We start from the raw sequence: 17757 nt of genomic DNA on the forward strand, positions 1-17757 counted from the left end.
CGGCGCTCTTTTTACATGGGTACTATTCAGTATCTATTCGAGTTATTCAGCATTCATTTGAGTTAACTTGTCTCCCACTGGTTTTGAGAAGTTAAAGCCATCGTGCTCATCCCAATTGATTGACCATGTCATCACACCAGCGTAGTTCGGGTAGTTGAACGCTGGTTTCACTGTGCCACATGAAGTGCCCTTGGTTAAGCAATCTAACGCATCAAGGATGTTCTGTGTTGGTGCTTGACCAGAGTTAGCTGAGCTCGGTCCCGATGGCAAGCCAATCGCGACTTGGTCATCACGCAGTGGCTCAAACATGGTGCCATCTGCTAATTCAAAGCCCTCAATCAACATCTTAGATTGCGCCACCATCATATCCACTGAGCCTTCTGGTGCCGATCCTGGTAAGTAAGGGTTTGGCAAACCACCATTGTTGTACAACTGTACGTGTAGTAGGTCGAGCGTGCTGCGCGTCTCATTGATCACTGGAATGTATGCGCCCCAGATGCCGCTGTAAGCCACATAGCCACCTTGCACGTAAGGGTGTTCTGGTGCCATGGTGAGGTACATATCGCCGCCCATGTTCTGTTCAATTTGCAACAAAGCTCGACCTAAACGCGCTTGGATTTGTGAACCATGCAGTAGGTTAGAGCCACTTTCTAGATCCACATCCAAACCATCGAAGCCCCATTCGGCAATCAGTGCGGTCAGGCTCGATACAAAGTTTGCTTCATCTTGGTCGGTGTTCAGTGTAATCGTACCTTCAGCGCCACCAAGAGATAGAACAAACTTCTTACCTTTGGCTTGCAATGCAGCCATGTCTTGTTTGAACTGGGTTGGATCTAATGCAGGACAATCACTATAGATGTCTCCAGAGTACAAGTTGAAATGTACGGTACCATCGCTGTTGCGGTCATTTTCTGCAAAGGCAATATCAATCACATCCCATGCATCAGACATATCAGCTAAGCGGATAGGGCAGCCTGCGCCGTTCACGAAGTTGTGCCAGTAGCCAATCAACTTGTGGCGTTTCTCGGTTTTCTCGACCACGGCAATAGAAGCGGCATCAGAAAGTGCTGTTGTGCCTGAAAGGTCGGTGGCTTGAGCGCTTACCGTAAAGTTGCCTATCGCGGCTGGTGTCCAGTTCGTCGAGTAAGGTGCAGTCGTGTCTGTTGCGACAATTGTTCCGTTCACCATAAAGTCGACGTGTTTAACGCCAGAGGTTAATGAGGTTGCATCCGCGCTTAGGACGAGATTTTTACCTAAACCTACGGTTTGACCTGCACTCGGTGACGTCAATGAAATCACCAAGTCTTGGTCACTCACTGTCACGTTAACAACAGACTCGGAAATATTATTATCGTTGTCTGTTGCAACGGCTTTAAGTTGATTTGTGCCAACTAGCGTTGCATTCCATAAAACGGAATATGGCGCTTGAGCGACCACGCCTAAGCTGGTGCTATTAGCAAAGAACTCAACTTGACTCACGTTACCATCTGCATCACTGGCATCTGCTGAGATCTCAACATTGCTACCAGCAAGTAAGACTTGACCTTCACTTGGTGCGGTAATAGCAACTTGAGGCGGCGTTGAGCAGGCTCCTAAGCCAGTCCACGCATCTTGCCAGTACAAACCTTCACCCGGCTCATAAGCCCAGGCTGCATCAGAAGAACACCAACCTGCAACATCACAGCGGTATTTCTGGTTGAGGTTAGAGACTAGTGTACCGACTTCATAGCGGTTACCGGCAACATAAGGCACGGCGTCTGCACAACCACCAGAGTTGGAGTCACTGACGACGAGTGAGACTTCTTGACTCATGGTCGATAGGTTTGAATCGTCGGTTGCTTGCGCTTTAAAGGTATGAGTTCCAACTGCTGCAGTCCAGACGTATTCGTACGGTGCAGTGGTATCGACAGCAACCGATTGGTTGTTTATGAAGAACTCAACTTGGGTGACTAAACCATCGCTGTCTGCTGCATCGGCGGTTACCGAAATAGTGTCACCTACACTTGGTGTTTCTGTGCCTGTTGGGTTCGTTAGAGAAACGACTGGCGGTGGTAGTTCGGTTTGTGGTTGAACGAAGATAGACACATTGGTTGTGGTTACGGCACCTTCATTGTCGGTTGCGATCGCCGTTAACTGAGAGACCCCCTCCAATGCTGTCCAGTCAGCTTGGAACGGGGATTGGGTTACAATAGCCACGGTTTGGTTCCCGGCAAGAAATTCAACTTGAGCGACTTGACCATCTTCATCTGCGGCATTGGCTAATAAGGTGATCACGCTGCCTTCTGGGATTTGCGCATTATTCGCGGGAGAAGAGAAGGACACCGTAGGAGGTAGGTTTGTACTGCCACCATCACATTGACCAAGACCTTTCCAAGCCTCCCATGGACCTGAATTGTTTACCGGATCATTACCTTGTGTCCAGTACGCCGCTTCATACGCAGCCCCTTTGGTTTGCACTTGGTCACCGGAGTTGTAAACCGTTGTGTTATCCCATACAGGTAAAGTTTGGCAATTGTAGGCTTGAGCTTGATAGCTAACACTAAGGGTCGCTATCACTGCACCATGCAGTAGAGTGAACTTCATTTTTCTCTCCTTGAGTTACTCGATGTTCGCAAGAACATGAACAGATATAGTTAGATAACTAGTTGATAAATAGACCTCAGGAGAGAAAATCGAAGCGTTATGTTTCACTTTTCAACACGAAATCACGCTGAACTATTCATGCTTTACAAGCCGACTCATTATTTTTCGGCTCACTTCACGCTGATTTATAAATTCATCAAAAGGACAAAAACGGATACGTGGTGAATATGAGATGTACGTGGAAATTTACAAACTGAATGTCTGCTAATTGATCCGATTGTCGAGTAATTAACCTAATCACTCTTGTTGAGTAGACGATATTGCTATAGTGTACTAGTCAGCTAGTTCATTGATATTTTGTGCGAGTGGTATGACACAACAAACTTCTTCTCAGCCTCGTGAGCATTTTGGCTCTCGTCTTGGATTCATCTTAGCGGCAGCTGGTGCTGCGGTGGGTCTAGGTAACATTTGGGGTTTTCCTACTCAAGCAGCAAGTAACGGCGGTGGTGCCTTCTTGTTGGTTTACTTGGTGATGATTCTTATCGTTGCATTTCCAATGCTGGTGGTTGAAATGGCGATCGGTCGTCATGGTCAAGCCAACCCAGTTGATAGTATGCGCTCTCTAACAGGCAACCCAATAGGCAAAAAGCTTGGTGGTCTTGTTGGTTGGATTGGTCTGAGTGTGCCAAGTGCTGTTTTGGCATTTTACTCGATTGTTGGCGGCTGGTTGATTTGCTTTATGTTGGGGGCTATTACCGACATTATGGGCATGGAGGCAGCAACACAATGGTTGAAAGGCTTCAGTGTTGAGCGCAATTTGTTTGGTACGATTACATTTTATGTATTAACCATTTTGATCGTACAAGGCGGCGTGAAGCAAGGCATTGAGAAATGGTCTACACGACTAATGCCTGCACTGTTTGTTCTATTTGGTCTGCTGTTCATCTACATCATGACGCAAAACGGTGCGATGGAAGGTTTGAAGCATTACCTAGTGCCTGATTTCGAGAAAGTATGGGATCGCAAGCTTATTCTTGCAGCAATGGGACAAGGTTTCTTCTCTCTGACCATTGGTGGCTGCTCGATGCTTATTTACGGCTCTTACTTAAGCAAGAAAGAGAACCTACCGAAGATGGCAATGAACGTAACCATGGTAGACACCGCAGTTGCCTTTATTGCGGGTCTAGTGGTGATGCCTGCGATGTTCGTTGCGATGCAAAAAGGCGTTCAAATCTACGCAGAAGATGGTTCGCTATTGAGTTCTGATACGCTGGTATTTACTGTTCTGCCATTGATGTTTGATAGCTTAGGTTTGCTTGGTCAACTGTTCTCAATCGTCTTCTTCTTACTACTGACGATTGCGGCACTGACATCATCTATCTCGATGCTTGAATGCCCAGTGGCATTGGTGGGTGAGCGATTTAACACCAAACGTAGCACGACGAGTTGGGTTTTAGGTGGTCTGATTGCGCTATTTAGTGTGGTTATCGTATTTAACTTTGGTGCTCTGTTTGGCATGGTTGCGACTATCGCAACGCAATACTTACAGCCTATGGCGGCGCTATTGTTCTGTTTATTTGGTGGTTGGGTATGGAACCGTCACTCGAAGATTAAAGAACTTGAGCAAGGCTGTCCGGAGTTCACTCAAGGTTGGTTCGGTAAGCTGTGGCCGGCATACGTGAAGTTTGTTTGTCCGATTCTGGTCGCGACAGTTATCTGGGCTTCGTTCGGCTAATCAGCTTACGCAAAGCACAAAAGAAAAGGGCTTGATGAATGCATCAAGCCCTTTTTTCTATTCGTTGCTTACGTTGTCCGTATTGGTTAGCGATTAACGGAACTGACCAGCGTCAGGCAGAAAGTCAAAGCCCGCCGTAGCTAGTTTTGCTTCAAGTGCTGCTCGGTCGATATCAAAGAATGCAACCAACTTATCCAGATCACCACCAAAGTCATCACGCAGCTTCATGTTGACGATGCTCATCAGCATGATTGGATCCATGGATTCGAAGTTCGTTAGATTCATTACTTATCCTCGAAATCAGAGATCAGTAGGTTTGCAGCAGCAAATGCTGCTTTATCACGAACGTCTTTTGGTAAAGACTCGTCAGCAGCAACATCATTTAGTGCTCTTACTGCACATGAGATTGCTTGAGGAACGTAAGCTTGATCGCCACTACCAATTTGAGCGTAAAGCTCACGAACCAAATCACAACAGCCGTATACTTGCATGGCTAAATCCTTAATAAATGATAACTGCTCTCAAATATACACATAGCCGTTTTGAAACTCAAAGCAGAGAATTGTTTTGGCTCAAATTCACAGACAACTTGAGCAAACATTCATCACTGTAATTGTGCTTCCAATTGAAGTGTGACTTCTGGAGAAAGATTGAGCTGCTTCGCAAGCTCTTGTAAGTAGGCTTTTTCCATAAAGTTTTGTTCATCTGCCACAATCAATGACGCGAGATAAATTTCTGATGCTTGTTGCGGTGATGTTGCCAAGCGCGCAATTTCTGCAGGCTCAAGAGGCTTGTGAAGTTCTTGATGAACCAGTTGTCTTACGTGTTCGTCCGCGCCCATTTCTGTCAGGGCTTGTTCGATACGAGCCATCTCTTGTTCATCGACATGACCATCAGCTTTGGCTGCACCAATCATGGCTTTAAGGATCAGTTTCGCGTGTTTGTTGTCATCAGGATCGAAGGTTTCGTTGACGCCTTGCGTATCCTGCTTCGCTTGCCAATCGTTGTAGACTTTGTAAGCCAGTGCACCTAACGCCGCTGCGCCACCGACTTTTAGAGCTCCAGTGCCCACTTTCTTCGCCATCTTTTTGCTTTTCTTAGAGCCCATTAGCATGCCGATAAGACCGCCACCAATTGCGCCCGCACCAAGTGTTTTCAGTTGGTTAGAGCTCGATGAAGATTTGATATTGTTAGTTTGTTTACCAAGAGCATCGGCGCCTTGCTTGAGTAGGTCTGATTTGAGCGCTTGGTTAAGAAGACTTTTTAGATCCATGAGTGACCTCCTTACTAGATTAAATCCAGTGTAAGGTGATGAATCTGAACCAAAGATTAACAACGCAAATATCAGAGAGGGTCTATACCCATAAAAACAGACGTAAAAAAGGGCTGACCGAAGCCAACCCTTTTCATCGCTATGTATTCAGCACAATGTGCTTAGTGCAGCTTATTGAAGTTGAGCTTTAACGTGCTCAACGATGTCTGCCATTGCAACTGCGGTTTTCTCACCAGTGCGGCGGTTCTTATACTCGAAGTTGCCTTCTTTCATTGAACGATCGCCGATCACGATAGTGTGAGGAATACCGATAAGTTCCATATCAGAGAACATTACGCCTGGGCGCTCTTTACGGTCATCGAATAGTACTTCGATACCCATAGCCGTCAGTTCAGCGTACAGCTTCTCAGCCGCTTCTTTCACTTCTTCAGACTTGTGCATGTTCATAGGAACGATAGCTACTTGGAAAGGCGCTAGTGCGTCTGGCCAAATGATGCCGTATTTGTCGTGGTTTTGCTCAATTGCAGAAGCAACAACACGTGAAACACCGATACCATAGCAACCCATTTCTAGGATTACGTTTTTACCGTCAGGACCAAGAACACCACAGTTCATTGCTTCTGAGTAAACATTACCTAGTTGGAAGATGTGACCAACTTCGATACCACGCTTAAGCATTAGCGTACCTTGACCACATGGGCTTGGATCGCCTTCTACTACGTTACGCAGATCTTCAACTTGACCTAGTTCAACGTCACGACCCCAGTTGATACCGAAGTAGTGTTTGCCGTCGATGTTTGCACCCGCGCCGAAGTCACTCATTACTGCAACAGAGCGGTCAACGATGAATGGTAGCTTAAGACCTACAGGACCTAGAGAACCAGCGCCAGCACCGATAAGTGCACGCATTTCCTCTTCTGATGCCATCTCTAGTGGAGAAGCAACTTGAGGTAGGTTTTCTGCTTTCACTTCGTTTAGCTCGTGGTCACCACGAACGATAAGAGCGATGATGTCAGCATCAACTTCGTCAGACGCTTTCACGAATAGAGTTTTAACCGTCTTCTCGATTGGTAGACCGTGCTGCTCTACAAGTTCAGCGATTGTTTTCGCGTTTGGTGTATCAACCAGTGTCATCTCTTGAGTTGGCTCTGCGCGATCACCCGCAGGCGCTGCTGCTTCTGCTTTTTCAATGTTCGCTGCGTAATCAGACTCAGTAGAGAATGCGATTAGGTCTTCGCCGCTTTCAGCAAGTACGTGGAACTCTTGAGAGCCGCTACCACCGATAGCGCCAGAGTCAGCAAGTACTGGACGGTACTCAAGACCCATGCGATCGAATGCTTTACAGTAAGCATCGTGCATCGCTTGGTAAGATTTCTCTAGACCTTCTTTGTCGATGTCGAAGCTGTATGCATCCATCATGCAGAATTCACGTGCACGCATTACGCCGAAACGTGGACGACGTTCATCACGGAATTTAGTCTGGATTTGGTACAGGTTTAGCGGAAGCTGTTTGTAAGAGCTCACTTCGTTACGCACAAGGCTAGTGATCACTTCTTCAGCTGTAGGGCTAAGAACAAACGGACGAGTATGACGGTCAGTAAAGCGAAGTAGCTCAGGACCCATCTTCTCAGAACGACCTGTCTCTTCCCATAGTTCAAACGGCTGAACAACGGGCATCAAAGTTTCGACTGCACCTGCATTGTCGATTTCTTGACGAACGATGTTTTCGACTTTACGCAGCACACGTAGACCAGTAGGCAGCCAGGTGTAAAGACCTGAAGCCAGCTTACGGATCATACCCGCGCGTAGCATGAGCTGGTGGCTCACTACTTCTGCGTCGTTTGGAGTCTCCTTCAGAGTAGAAAGAAGATAATTACTGGTACGCATTAAATTTATCCGTTTATTAAAGTTAGATACTCAAGCCAAAATGGGCAGGAGTATGAAGGTCCCACGAGGGGAAAATTGTTAGCCGCCTATAATATCAGCCAAATGCCTTTGTCAAAAGCTTTCAATCGCAGTAACTGTTATTAAGTTATCGCTAACCGTGAACTTGACGTTTAAATCGAACAAATTTACCGCATATTCCTTGCTGTCAGGCTTGTTTTTCTTGTAAGCCGGACGAGGATCTTGTGCCAGAACTTGCTCGAGAACTGTTTTCACATACCCAGTATCGTTACGCTTTTCGAGTGTTTCCAGTGCAATGGAAGAGAAGTCTACCTGAGATGTTTCAGGCTCTTCTTCTGCGTAACCACCCTGTGCTTCTGTAATCGAATCCGAGTAAGGGATATATGGCTTAATATCGATAATTGGTGTGCCATCGACTAGGTCTACGTTACCAAGATCTAAATAGATCTGGTCGCCTTTCTTACTGATACCTTTGACCTCCACTGCGGACATGCCGATACCGTTGGGTCTGAAGGTAGAACGTGAAGCAAACACGCCAATACGTTCGTTTCCGCCCAAACGAGGGGGACGTACCGTCGGCTTCCATCCTGCTTCTAAATTCTGATCAAACAAAAACAGTAACCATACGTGAGAAAATTGCTCTAATCCACGCACGGCTTCGGGGCTATTTGCCGCACCTTGTAGTTTAACGCGCGAGCGTGCTGCGGGTACCAAACGAGGCTGGCGAGGAACGGCGAATTTCTCTTTATAAGGGCTTTCGATAATGCCAATCGGCTCAATGGAATACATGAGTAGGATCTTTAACTGGGGTTTAAGGAGCAAAGTATCACAAATTTTGCTTGCTTTTATTGTTGAGAATGATTATTAATTAAAATGTTATAACATAACAGTTAATCAAAAGGACAAGTTATATGAAACCAGGTATCCATCCTGAATATCGACCTGTGGTATTTCATGATACTAGCGTAGATGAATATTTTGTTGTGGGTTCAACGTTGCAAACCGACCGAACGATTGAATGGAAAGATGGCAAAACTTACCCATATTTCACACTCGATGTATCGTCTGCGTCTCATCCGTTCTATACCGGGAAGCAACGTGTAGTACAAGCAGAAGGTCGTATTGCGAACTTCAATCGTCGTTTTGGACAATTTGGCAAAGATAAGGATTAAGAGATGAAAGTCGTTAAGTCATTAAAGAGTGCAAAAAACCGCCATCCTGATTGTCAAATCGTCAAAAGAAGAGGGCGTTTATACGTGATTTGCAAAACGAATCCACGTTTTAAGGCGGTGCAGAAATAACCATAAATATGGTGGTAATTTATGGAATGCGATGAGTTATAATTCTGATTTATGATCTATATGTGGGTGATATAACTATATTTTTATCGATTATAGGTCATAAGTTCGACTGTTCGTTACATTCTGTAACGTTTTGAACTTTCACTTAACCCTTGTGTCGAGTACCCTGCGCAAGCTTTGTGACATTTTTGTCACAAACGCGCAGGAATAAATACAAGGAGGGAACAGATGAGTTCATCTGCTTCAATGAAACAAAACTCGCCAAAGAAGCCACTATTTACGCGCTTCTTAGATACAGTTGAATATTTGGGGAACCTATTACCCCACCCAATCACACTTTTCGCCATTTTCTGTCTCGCAATCCTAGTTATGTCCGGCATTGCTGGTTACTTTGAAGTTTCCGTTGTTGACCCTCGCCCTGAAGGTGCTCCGGGTCGCGCTGCAGATGGCATGATCCAAGTTGTAAGTTTGCTAAATGCTGAAGGTTTACAACTGATTGTAACTAACCTAGTGAAAAACTTCGTAGGCTTCGCACCGTTAGGTACCGTACTGGTTGCGATGCTTGGTGTTGCCATTGCAGAACATTCTGGCCTACTTTCTGCTGCAATGCGCGGTCTTGTAATGGGCGCATCTCAGCGCATGGTTACAGTAACGGTTGTTTTCGCTGGTATCATTTCAAACACGGCTTCTGAGCTTGGCTACGTGGTACTGATTCCACTAGCGGCGATGCTGTTCCACTCTTTAGGTCGTCATCCACTTGCTGGTCTAGCCGCTGCGTTTGCTGGTGTATCTGGCGGCTATTCTGCCAACCTACTTATCGGTACGGTTGACCCTCTGTTGTCTGGTATTACTGAAACAGCAGCGCAGATGATTGACCCAACTTACACCGTTGGTCCAGAAGTAAACTGGTACTTCATGTTTGTTTCTACCTTCTTCATCGCGATTACAGGCGCATTTGTAACTGAAAAAATCGTTGAGCCAAAACTTGGCAAATACAATGATGAAGAAGCGGCAGAAGACCTATCTCAAGATAAAATGGGTGGTTTGACTGACGTAGAGAAGAAAGGTCTTAAGCTGGCGGGTATCGCAGTACTGGTCGTTTCTGCACTACTGGCATGGACTATTGTTCCGGCTGATGGTGTTCTGCGTTCTGATGCAGGTACGGTTGCGGGCTCTCCATTCCTAAAGAGTATTGTTGCGTTTATCTTTGTTTTCTTTGCAGTACCAGGCTTTGTTTATGGTCGCGTTGTAGGCACTATGAAGAATGATCGCGATGTGATTGATGCAATGTCGAAGTCAATGTCTTCAATGGGTATGTACATTGTTTTGGTATTCTTCGCCGCTCAATTTGTTGCTTTCTTCAAGTGGACAAACTTCGGTCAGGTATTTGCGGTTGCGGGCGCAAGCTTCCTGCAGGAAATTGGTCTAACTGGTCCAATGTTGTTCTTCGCCTTCATCCTAATGTGTGGCTTCATCAACTTGATGATTGGTTCGGCATCAGCACAGTGGGCAGTAACAGCGCCAATCTTCGTACCTATGTTGATGCTGGTGGGCTACGCACCTGAAACTATTCAAGCGGCTTACCGTATTGGTGACTCAACAACGAACATCATTACACCGATGATGAGTTACTTCGGTCTTATCCTCGCGGTAGCCACACGCTACATGAAGAACTTAGGTATCGGTACGCTGATTGCGACCATGCTACCTTACTCAATTGTCTTCATTGTTGGCTGGAGCGTTCTATTCTACCTATGGGTATTCGTATTCGGTCTACCAGTAGGTCCAGGTGCAGCAACGTACTACACGCCTTAACTAGAAGCTTCACTCAGCTCAATCAAAGCCTGCGTTTATCGCAGGCTTTTGTCTACTTATAGCCCTGCAAAACGATACGTCAGCCCGACTTCCAATGACCAACCGACATCACGCTGAATCAAAGGACTCTCACTATCATGATGAATGAATTCAGCCTTTGTAATGCCTATCCAAGATGGTGTGAACTCATACAAACCAATAACTCCGGCTTGATAAACAAAAGTAGAATCGGCCTTAAATTCTTTTAGTCCTGATGCTGCCGCTTCTTGTGCTGAAACACTGTATAGATGGTTAGAGTGTTTTTTATCTCGGTAATCGACTTCTAGAAAGGGGGTGAGGGTAAACGGTGGTAACCAAGTTTCTAGCGTCCGACCGAGATGCAGTTGAACTTCGTAGCCATTATGTTCTGAGGTGACATCATGCAGATAAGTCAATCTCGCGCCAACAGTGCCTAAAGTAATACCAAGCTCACCATTCCCATCACGATCGTCAATACCGTTTGGCAGATCGGCAAACGTATCGGAGACTTCCGCGAAACGCCAGTTTGCTGATAGCCCCACATAAGGTAACGCTTGCCAGTTTGCTAAGCTACCATCGACAAAACCGATAGGACCGGAATAGAACAAGTTAGGGGTGGCACCAAACTGAGGTTTGTCTTTGACGGAAAAGACGTTTTCGCCATAGGTAACGCTGCCTCCCACAATGCCAAAAGATTCTTGATTGGCAAGTGAAGTGGCAGAGACAAAAAGTAATGATAGGGGAAGGACGATCCGTGCATTCATAAATAAAACTCCATTCTTGTTATAACTACAGAGAACGGAGTTTTCGGATTTATATTTCATTGGTGAATTATTACAACGGAGAAGTAGGCGTCGCTTTACGTTTGATAAGGAGCTAACTGGCGAGACCATTTCCTCACTTGATAACCTGTTTTGATGGAAAGGCATTATGAAGGCAATTCTTCACCATTCCACTCTATATCAACAGTCGAAGCCGCAGCCAATTTCACTTTGTTCTTCCTTGCTAATTGAAGCAGTTCAAAAACGCTCAACATTTGGCTCCTGATCGGAAAGTTGTGTTGCTGCATTACGTTGACGCCAGATAGCCAATCCCGCCAAGTATTTGTTTTAAAGAGAGATAATAAGCCTTGTGCGATAAGCGAAACCGCACCTAAATGGTGTAACTGCGGTTTTGTAGGAAAAGAGAACGCAAGTTCGGGAAACAATTGAATACATTGCGGTGAGAGCAGGTGTAAACCACTAGTGGCTCTTGGGTTGCACTCGATTATATATAGCTCATTGTTTGTCTGGATAAAATCAAATGAAACTTGACCATGGTAGCGATGCCGGTGTCCAAAAGCAGTCATAAATGCATCTAATCGATCATCAAATACTGGTTGAAATGCACTAGCGGCAGAGCCATTTACGCAGTTTTTGGGTAAATAAGCTTGGTGCGCTCTCATTTGACCATGTTCAAAAATCGCGTAGTTGCAAATAGGTGCTCCGTGGATTTTTTCTTGCTGTACCCAAGGGTGTTGAGCCGACATCGTGAGAGTGGAAATAGACTGACGGGTAATATCTCGTATCACTTCACCGCCGAATCGAGAGTAAACTGGTTTGAGTACTGAGCCAGCATCAATCTCAATGTCATGTTTATCGGTAACCAAACGAGTTTTAGGTAGGGAAATCTTGGGTAAATCTCGAAGTTGGTCAAAGACGGTAAACTTGTTGTGCAGTGAGCGCAGTAATGTCGAATTGGGTAGAAAAAAATGGACTCTCGGACACTGTTGGGCGATGTGTGCCAAATAGTACACTTCTTCACAAGTCGGTATCACCATATCAATGCGCTGCTGAGTTAGTAAATTGAGGATCTGTTGCTGGTAAGTAGGAAACGAAAATCGAGGTGAAGCCGTTTTTACGTAATGCTCAATGCCTCGTAAAAACGCCCCCAGAGGTTGTGCTAATGAATCAGTGAGAACGACATCGTGTCCATGGTTCATACACATTGCTGCCCACTCTAATGCGACGGGGGCTCGGGCGCCAGTGATTAAAATCCGCATGTATTCACCACTCGTCGTTGTTTGTTCATCGGAGTCCAAATCGGAGCGGGGCGATAATTGAATGTGACTGGATCAAGCTTTAGTTGATCAAACAGTTTTACTAAGGCTCGATAAATGCTCGGGTGGTGGTAAACATCCGCCTCGATTTGAATAGCCTGCGCTCCGGTTTGGGTGATTCGGTAATCGACACGATCCTGAATTTCTAAAGTGATGGATCGGTAAATAAGATCAGGCAGCACCGACACTGGTACTTGGCTTGCGTTCAATGTTAGGCAGTCGCCACATCGCCCGGCAATCGCTCCGAGTGGTTCAAATACGCCGTCGTCCTGTTTGCTCTCAATGATATCGTCAAGCTGGTAGCGAATAATTGGCTGAGTTTTACGACGAAAATCAGTGATTATAGGGCTGTAATGAGTGCGTTCAGCGTTTAGCCAATGTTTTTCAATATAGACAATATCTTGATTCCATCGCATTTGCCCTTGTTGGTCCGTGCACGCAAGAAAACCTTCAGTACATTGATAGACTTCATGCAATTCACTATCGAATTTTTGAGAAATATAGTGACGGTCGCTCTTGGTTAGCACCTCTGCTCCAGAAATGATCCGCTTTGGCTGGATCGCTGGCTGACCAAACTGACCACTGAACTGAGCACAGAGTTGAAGGGCTTGAGCGCTACCAACCAAAAGCGTGGGTTGAAACTCATCTAGTTCCTTTATCCACTCTTGGTAAGGTTTGTTTAAATCAGCATAAAAGAACGTAACGGGACCTTTTGCTACGGATTTATACAACGGGCTGTTGACTCGCAGGGCAAGAGCAATTCGATGTTTTCCCCACAAGCCGGGTAAGAGGCGACCCAAAATGTTGCCTGCCCAGAGTTGCGTTTCTTGTTTATCCGCGAGGAACAATCCACGCATACCAGAGGTGCCCGAAGACAATCCAACAGTTACATTGCCAACTTTTGAAGCTGCGAAATTACGTGATTGTTCTGCCTCTAACGCCTGTTGCATTAATGAGTTTGCATCCAAACCCTTTGTGTTTAACTCAGAAAGATTTTCCATCATGGTTTGCTTATTCATGATTGGGAAATCACAGAGTGACGCTCCTTGAAATGAATGATAATAAGGAGAATGACGACATACCCAATCCAGATGTTGTGTTATCTGTTTTTGTTGCCACTTTTCAACATGTGTTCTTGAGCTAAAAGGGCGGTAGCGTGTACGCCAAAACTCAGAGAGAAAAGTTCTCACACTATCCATCCTTCTGTAATTAACTGCTGGATTGTCGCTTGGCAATGAGAAGGCACAAAGCGCACAAAGTGATGGGTATTCTGGTAGCAATTTCTCAACTCAGAGAGTGTTTGTTTGTAAGCTTGGGTATCATCGCAAAGCATGTTCGCGAGCCAATGTTGATCGATGTTTTCACTCAAGCTCTCGATTAACCAACAGGCATCTGCTAATAAGAACAGCCAACCTTGCTCTCTCTTCGTTAAAAGCCCTACTTGACCAGCAGCATGCCCGGGTAAACTCACTATATAAATTAAGCCGTCGTTGAACATATCTTTACAAAGCAGATCAACGCCTTGGCAATGGGGAAGGATTTCACCAATTGGTATGGAAAAATCACGGTGCATGACCAAGTTGGATTCGAGTTGTTGAGGGAGTAGCGCTTTTAGGTATCCTTTTCTTACGCCTCCCACTCGACCACTCTTAGTTAGGGCGTCCACTCCTTTTTGTTGGCAATGTAGTTGAGAGTGCGCAAACTCAGACACGGCAGCGATGTGATCAGCATGGAAATGAGAAAGAACCAAGTGTTCAATCTCATGAGGTCCGATTTTCTCTTTTGCTAACTGAGCCACAATTCCGTGCTCTTTTTGATAGTGACATGGGGTTGTCCAAGCATAAAAGCGTTCAGGGAAGGGGCGAGTGGCACGAAAAAAATGCTCGTGATACCCCGTGTCAAACAGAATGTTACCTTGAGTTGGGTGTTGAATTAACGCGACAGCCGCTGGAAACGATCTTGGTTTTAACCCAGAGCCGGGCTTGACGACAAAACCAGGGTGTACGCAGTGCCCAGCCTCAAAGATTTTTATTTTTAGACCAGTCTGCATACTGTTGGATTCCTTCTTGAACTGAAAAAAGTGGTTGGTAATTCAGCTTTTGTTGCGCCTTACTGATATCTAGAGTTTGGTGATAGTTAAATAGCCCTGCGCTGTATGAAGTGAGCTTTGGCTCCGGTTGGTGTGGTAAGCGCATCCGTATTTGCTCACTGAGTTTTAATAACGGCAACACAAAGCGGTATGGGAGTGATGTTAATTTAACGTTTATGTCCAATGCTTCACATAAAGCTCTTAGCACGGTCTCAATCGGCATTGGCTCATTATTGGATATATTGAAGATGTCACCATGTTGAAGTTGTTCCGCTTGAGAACAAGCAAGCATGGCAGCATGGGCAACATTATCGACATAAGTCAGATCAACAACCGGATTTCGCCCGGATGGCAGAAGTAGTGTGTCGTTTTTTATCGCTTTAAGTACCCTTGGGATAATCGCGCGATCGTTCGGACCGAAAATACCACGAGGTCTTAAAATGATCGTTTTGCTGTGCCCTTGTATGGCTTCAAGTTCAGATAAGTATTTAGTGTGCGCGTAATCATTACACCAACGCGAAGCAATATCGTCTGTTTCTCGGATGTTCCACCTGTCTTTGTGGTCAAAATAGACGCTGGTGGAGGAGATATGGATAAAACGTGGTACCTGATGTGCATTCGCTGCGCAGATAAGGTTTTTTGTGGCATCTACATTGGATTGATAAAATGCTTCCCACTTACCCCAAGGGCTTGAGAGTGCTGCGCAATGGATGATCCCATCCATACCTTGGCATACTTCATGAACCGCTGATTTATCCTCTAAATTGATTAAATGCGGTGTGACATTGAATTGGTCTGTGAGTTGTTTTGCGATGACAGTATTTCGCGCAGTAAAGTGCAGTTCATGTTGCTGGTGAAACATTCGTAGAATCGCACTACCCAGCATACCACTGCCACCTGTGACTAATATTCTCATAATTTAAGTACGCCCATCCCCAACGAGAGCCCAGCAGCAGTGCCCGCCAATAACACATGTTTCCCTTGTGTGCCTGGTTGGTTGCGTAGCCAGTGCAAATTTATCGGCAGTGACGCAGCGACTTGGTTACCCAAAGTAGAAAAGTGATTAACGGTTTTCTCTTTTGGTAAACCGACAAGTGAGGGTAACTTCTTTAAACCGTGAGCACTCGCTTGGTGTGGAAGAAAGTAGTCAATATCGCGAAGAGTGACTGGAGAGGAGCTAAAGCCTTTTTCAAGAAACGCTGGCAAAGTTTTGCGCACATGCTTAAACAGTGCTTTGCCTTCCATCTCAAATTGGCAGTTTTTCAAATAGGCTTGATGCTCTGAAGTATGCGGGTTGATATGACTGCCTCCCCCCTTAATTTGACAGAATGAATACCCAGCGTGATGCGTTTCAAAGTGGCTTGTGATCAGCCCTTCATTCTCTGTTTGCTCTAGTAAAAACGCTGCTGCACCATCGGCAAATAAGGTTGCAACTTCAGGTTTGAGTGTGAAGCTGCGATTCAGTGTGATGCCCGTAGCAAGCTCACTGGTGACAATAATAATACGTTGGTAGCGTTTTGCTATGAAAAGGTTCTGAGCAAGATTGAGAGCTGAGAGAAAAGACAAACAGGTACTGTTTAAATCAAAACTTTCTAGTGATGTCGGGGCGTCTAATGCAGCTAAAACTGCTGAAGCATCATAAGGTAAAGCCTGATGATGTGTGCCACTGGCATAAATAAGGAGGTCAACAGAACTTAGCGAGTGTGTGTTGCCGAGACATTGCATTATCGCTTGCATTGCCATATATACAGCGGTTTCTTTCGTGCTGGCTACATGACGATATTCAACATCAAATTTGTTTCGACAAGTCCCTGAGGGTAATTTTAGGAAGCGGTCCATCTCCCGATCTGACCATTGATTGACTGGCAGATAGCTTCCACTGGAAAGGATATTAAAGCCCATTATTTTCTACAAAGTTATTAAAAACGCCGTTCAAAATAATTTAAGTTGCATATTGGGTCTATATCGAAAAGGTTAAAAAAATAAGTGAGACAATGCGAATGGGAGTGATAACACGCTTTGTATGCAAGACTGAGTACAAAATATTCACTAATGAGCCAGGTGTTGATCAACTGGCTCAATTTAAAAGGTGAGAGTTTTACTTCTTAAATTTGGCTAAAATACGATCCAAATGGTTAGCAAACTCTCTGCGTTCAGTTTGAGACAGAGCCGCAGGACCGCCTGTTTGAATACCGCTTGAGCGCATGGTGTCCATGAAATCACGAATGTTCAAACGCGCTTTGATGGTGTCTTTAGTATATAACTCGCCTCGTGAACTTAATGCTTGAGCTCCTTTGCTGATCACTTCGTCTGCCAATGGAATATCAGAGGTAATCACTAAGTCATTGGCTTCTACACGACGAACGATTTCATTGTCGGCAATATCAAAGCCCGCCGGTACTTGCAAAGAGTGAATATTGGCACGCTTGGGTACTGGCACTACATGGTTTGCCACAAATGTACATTCAACACCAGTACGTTCAGCCGCGCGTACGATTGTTTCGCGAATAACTTTCGGACAGGCATCCGCATCTACCCATAATTTCATGATGTTTTCTCACTCAATTTCGCTTCGAGTTCTTCAACACGAGCAGTCAATTTGGCTACTGTCTCTTCAAGTGCAGCAAGGCGATCCTCTTCTTTTGGTTTTTGGACCGCGACTTCAACTTTCGGAATGCGGTTTGCGCTCTTCCAACTTTTAATAGTCGCAATCAGTGCTGGCATAGGCACAGGTGTTTTCATGCGAGCTTTTACCAGAGCCACAGTGGGTTCTTTACCCTGCTGTTGCAGTTGCTCCATCACGGCTTCCAGCTCTTTAGTGACGTCTTGAGTTAACATAATTTATCCATACTAAAATGACTTCTATCATCATACTTTGCACGGTCGATTTTAGCGAATAGCAATTTCGGCAGAGCCTTGTGCGAGATCTCTCACAGTGGT

At 45.3% G+C, this 17757-nt stretch carries 18 protein-coding genes; 4 read left to right on the forward strand and 14 right to left on the reverse strand.

Features of this window, described 5'->3' with window-relative positions; translation table 11 throughout:
- Positions 1-42: 42 nt before the first annotated feature.
- Positions 43-2583: an Ig-like domain-containing protein gene (locus tag QMY49_RS02050; RefSeq protein ID WP_283312611.1), complete on the reverse strand. Its 2541-nt coding sequence runs from the start codon at positions 2581-2583 to the stop codon at positions 43-45.
- 370 nt (positions 2584-2953) lie between these two features.
- On the opposite strand from QMY49_RS02050, the gene QMY49_RS02055 reads away from it, so the two are divergent.
- Positions 2954-4318 (forward strand): sodium-dependent transporter, encoded by a 1365-nt coding sequence (locus QMY49_RS02055; protein WP_005446225.1) that lies wholly within the window; start codon positions 2954-2956, stop codon positions 4316-4318.
- A 93-nt stretch (positions 4319-4411) separates the two neighbouring features.
- Here QMY49_RS02055 and QMY49_RS02060 read toward each other — a convergent pair whose 3' ends face one another.
- The 5 genes from QMY49_RS02060 to tsaA form a co-directional block, all read right to left on the reverse strand.
- Complete coding sequence (locus QMY49_RS02060; protein WP_009698654.1) at positions 4412-4603, reverse strand: DUF4250 domain-containing protein; 192 nt, start codon at positions 4601-4603, stop codon at positions 4412-4414.
- Positions 4603-4809: a YaeP family protein gene (locus QMY49_RS02065; protein ID WP_005446221.1), complete on the reverse strand. Its 207-nt coding sequence runs from the start codon at positions 4807-4809 to the stop codon at positions 4603-4605. Before QMY49_RS02065 ends, QMY49_RS02060 begins: the two co-directional genes overlap by 1 nt.
- A 113-nt stretch (positions 4810-4922) precedes the next feature.
- Positions 4923-5591, reverse strand: coding sequence for a tellurite resistance TerB family protein (locus QMY49_RS02070; protein ID WP_283312613.1), 669 nt, complete (start codon positions 5589-5591; stop codon positions 4923-4925).
- A 171-nt stretch (positions 5592-5762) separates the two neighbouring features.
- Positions 5763-7478, reverse strand: coding sequence for a proline--tRNA ligase (locus tag QMY49_RS02075; protein ID WP_005446216.1), 1716 nt, complete (start codon positions 7476-7478; stop codon positions 5763-5765).
- Positions 7479-7589: 111 nt separating this feature from the next.
- Entirely contained in the window at positions 7590-8285 is a 696-nt protein-coding gene (tsaA, locus tag QMY49_RS02080) for a tRNA (N6-threonylcarbamoyladenosine(37)-N6)-methyltransferase TrmO (protein ID WP_009698652.1), read from the reverse strand.
- A 122-nt stretch (positions 8286-8407) separates the two neighbouring features.
- Here tsaA and QMY49_RS02085 point away from each other — a divergent pair, with 122 nt between their 5' ends.
- From QMY49_RS02085 to QMY49_RS02095, 3 genes are all read left to right on the forward strand, one after another.
- Positions 8408-8668, forward strand: a complete 261-nt coding sequence (locus QMY49_RS02085; RefSeq protein WP_005446212.1) for a type B 50S ribosomal protein L31 — start codon at positions 8408-8410, stop codon at positions 8666-8668.
- 3 nt (positions 8669-8671) lie between these two features.
- Positions 8672-8797 carry a type B 50S ribosomal protein L36 gene (ykgO, locus tag QMY49_RS02090; RefSeq protein ID WP_004744821.1) on the forward strand — a complete coding sequence of 42 codons (126 nt, stop codon included), beginning with the start codon at positions 8672-8674 and terminating at the stop codon, positions 8795-8797.
- A gap of 228 nt (positions 8798-9025) precedes the next feature.
- Positions 9026-10612 carry an AbgT family transporter gene (locus tag QMY49_RS02095; protein WP_005446209.1) on the forward strand — a complete coding sequence of 529 codons (1587 nt, stop codon included), beginning with the start codon at positions 9026-9028 and terminating at the stop codon, positions 10610-10612.
- Positions 10613-10668: 56 nt separating this feature from the next.
- Here QMY49_RS02095 and QMY49_RS02100 read toward each other — a convergent pair whose 3' ends face one another.
- The 8 genes from QMY49_RS02100 to QMY49_RS02135 form a co-directional block, all read right to left on the reverse strand.
- Positions 10669-11394: a MipA/OmpV family protein gene (locus tag QMY49_RS02100; RefSeq protein WP_283312618.1), complete on the reverse strand. Its 726-nt coding sequence runs from the start codon at positions 11392-11394 to the stop codon at positions 10669-10671.
- A gap of 164 nt (positions 11395-11558) precedes the next feature.
- Positions 11559-12671, reverse strand: a complete 1113-nt coding sequence (locus QMY49_RS02105) for an ATP-grasp domain-containing protein (protein ID WP_283312620.1) — start codon at positions 12669-12671, stop codon at positions 11559-11561.
- A complete protein-coding gene (locus tag QMY49_RS02110) occupies positions 12659-13927 on the reverse strand; it encodes a F390 synthetase-related protein (RefSeq protein ID WP_283312621.1) in 1269 nt (422 codons plus the stop codon). The genes QMY49_RS02105 and QMY49_RS02110 overlap by 13 nt, the downstream gene beginning before the upstream one ends.
- Complete coding sequence (locus QMY49_RS02115) at positions 13915-14778, reverse strand: MBL fold metallo-hydrolase (protein WP_005446204.1); 864 nt, start codon at positions 14776-14778, stop codon at positions 13915-13917. The genes QMY49_RS02110 and QMY49_RS02115 overlap by 13 nt, the downstream gene beginning before the upstream one ends.
- Positions 14747-15733 (reverse strand): NAD-dependent epimerase/dehydratase family protein, encoded by a 987-nt coding sequence (locus QMY49_RS02120; protein ID WP_026138227.1) that lies wholly within the window; start codon positions 15731-15733, stop codon positions 14747-14749. The genes QMY49_RS02115 and QMY49_RS02120 overlap by 32 nt, the downstream gene beginning before the upstream one ends.
- Complete coding sequence (locus QMY49_RS02125; RefSeq protein ID WP_026000230.1) at positions 15730-16719, reverse strand: ketoacyl-ACP synthase III; 990 nt, start codon at positions 16717-16719, stop codon at positions 15730-15732. The genes QMY49_RS02120 and QMY49_RS02125 overlap by 4 nt, the downstream gene beginning before the upstream one ends.
- Positions 16720-16915: 196 nt before the next feature.
- Entirely contained in the window at positions 16916-17365 is a 450-nt protein-coding gene (locus QMY49_RS02130) for a YaiI/YqxD family protein (protein WP_005446198.1), read from the reverse strand.
- Positions 17362-17655, reverse strand: a complete 294-nt coding sequence (locus QMY49_RS02135) for a hypothetical protein (protein WP_050907951.1) — start codon at positions 17653-17655, stop codon at positions 17362-17364. Before QMY49_RS02135 ends, QMY49_RS02130 begins: the two co-directional genes overlap by 4 nt.
- Positions 17656-17757: the final 102 nt, after the last annotated feature.

Source organism: Vibrio harveyi (assembly GCF_030060435.1).
Classification (GTDB): Bacteria; Pseudomonadota; Gammaproteobacteria; order Enterobacterales; family Vibrionaceae; genus Vibrio; species Vibrio harveyi.

Bases quoted from the DNA above. Each gene is read 5' to 3' on its own strand.
- QMY49_RS02050 (WP_283312611.1), bottom strand. From the start codon at position 2,583: ATGAAGTTCACTCTACTGCATGGTGCAGTGATAGCGACCCTTAGTGTT.
- QMY49_RS02055 (WP_005446225.1), top strand. From the start codon at position 2,954: ATGACACAACAAACTTCTTCTCAGCCTCGTGAGCATTTTGGCTCTCGT.
- QMY49_RS02060 (WP_009698654.1), bottom strand. From the start codon at position 4,603: ATGAATCTAACGAACTTCGAATCCATGGATCCAATCATGCTGATGAGC.
- QMY49_RS02065 (WP_005446221.1), bottom strand. From the start codon at position 4,809: ATGCAAGTATACGGCTGTTGTGATTTGGTTCGTGAGCTTTACGCTCAA.
- QMY49_RS02070 (WP_283312613.1), bottom strand. From the start codon at position 5,591: ATGGATCTAAAAAGTCTTCTTAACCAAGCGCTCAAATCAGACCTACTC.
- QMY49_RS02075 (WP_005446216.1), bottom strand. From the start codon at position 7,478: ATGCGTACCAGTAATTATCTTCTTTCTACTCTGAAGGAGACTCCAAAC.
- tsaA (WP_009698652.1), bottom strand. From the start codon at position 8,285: ATGTATTCCATTGAGCCGATTGGCATTATCGAAAGCCCTTATAAAGAG.
- QMY49_RS02085 (WP_005446212.1), top strand. From the start codon at position 8,408: ATGAAACCAGGTATCCATCCTGAATATCGACCTGTGGTATTTCATGAT.
- ykgO (WP_004744821.1), top strand. From the start codon at position 8,672: ATGAAAGTCGTTAAGTCATTAAAGAGTGCAAAAAACCGCCATCCTGAT.
- QMY49_RS02095 (WP_005446209.1), top strand. From the start codon at position 9,026: ATGAGTTCATCTGCTTCAATGAAACAAAACTCGCCAAAGAAGCCACTA.
- QMY49_RS02100 (WP_283312618.1), bottom strand. From the start codon at position 11,394: ATGAATGCACGGATCGTCCTTCCCCTATCATTACTTTTTGTCTCTGCC.
- QMY49_RS02105 (WP_283312620.1), bottom strand. From the start codon at position 12,671: ATGCGGATTTTAATCACTGGCGCCCGAGCCCCCGTCGCATTAGAGTGG.
- QMY49_RS02110 (WP_283312621.1), bottom strand. From the start codon at position 13,927: ATGGATAGTGTGAGAACTTTTCTCTCTGAGTTTTGGCGTACACGCTAC.
- QMY49_RS02115 (WP_005446204.1), bottom strand. From the start codon at position 14,778: ATGCAGACTGGTCTAAAAATAAAAATCTTTGAGGCTGGGCACTGCGTA.
- QMY49_RS02120 (WP_026138227.1), bottom strand. From the start codon at position 15,733: ATGAGAATATTAGTCACAGGTGGCAGTGGTATGCTGGGTAGTGCGATT.
- QMY49_RS02125 (WP_026000230.1), bottom strand. From the start codon at position 16,719: ATGGGCTTTAATATCCTTTCCAGTGGAAGCTATCTGCCAGTCAATCAA.
- QMY49_RS02130 (WP_005446198.1), bottom strand. From the start codon at position 17,365: ATGAAATTATGGGTAGATGCGGATGCCTGTCCGAAAGTTATTCGCGAA.
- QMY49_RS02135 (WP_050907951.1), bottom strand. From the start codon at position 17,655: ATGTTAACTCAAGACGTCACTAAAGAGCTGGAAGCCGTGATGGAGCAA.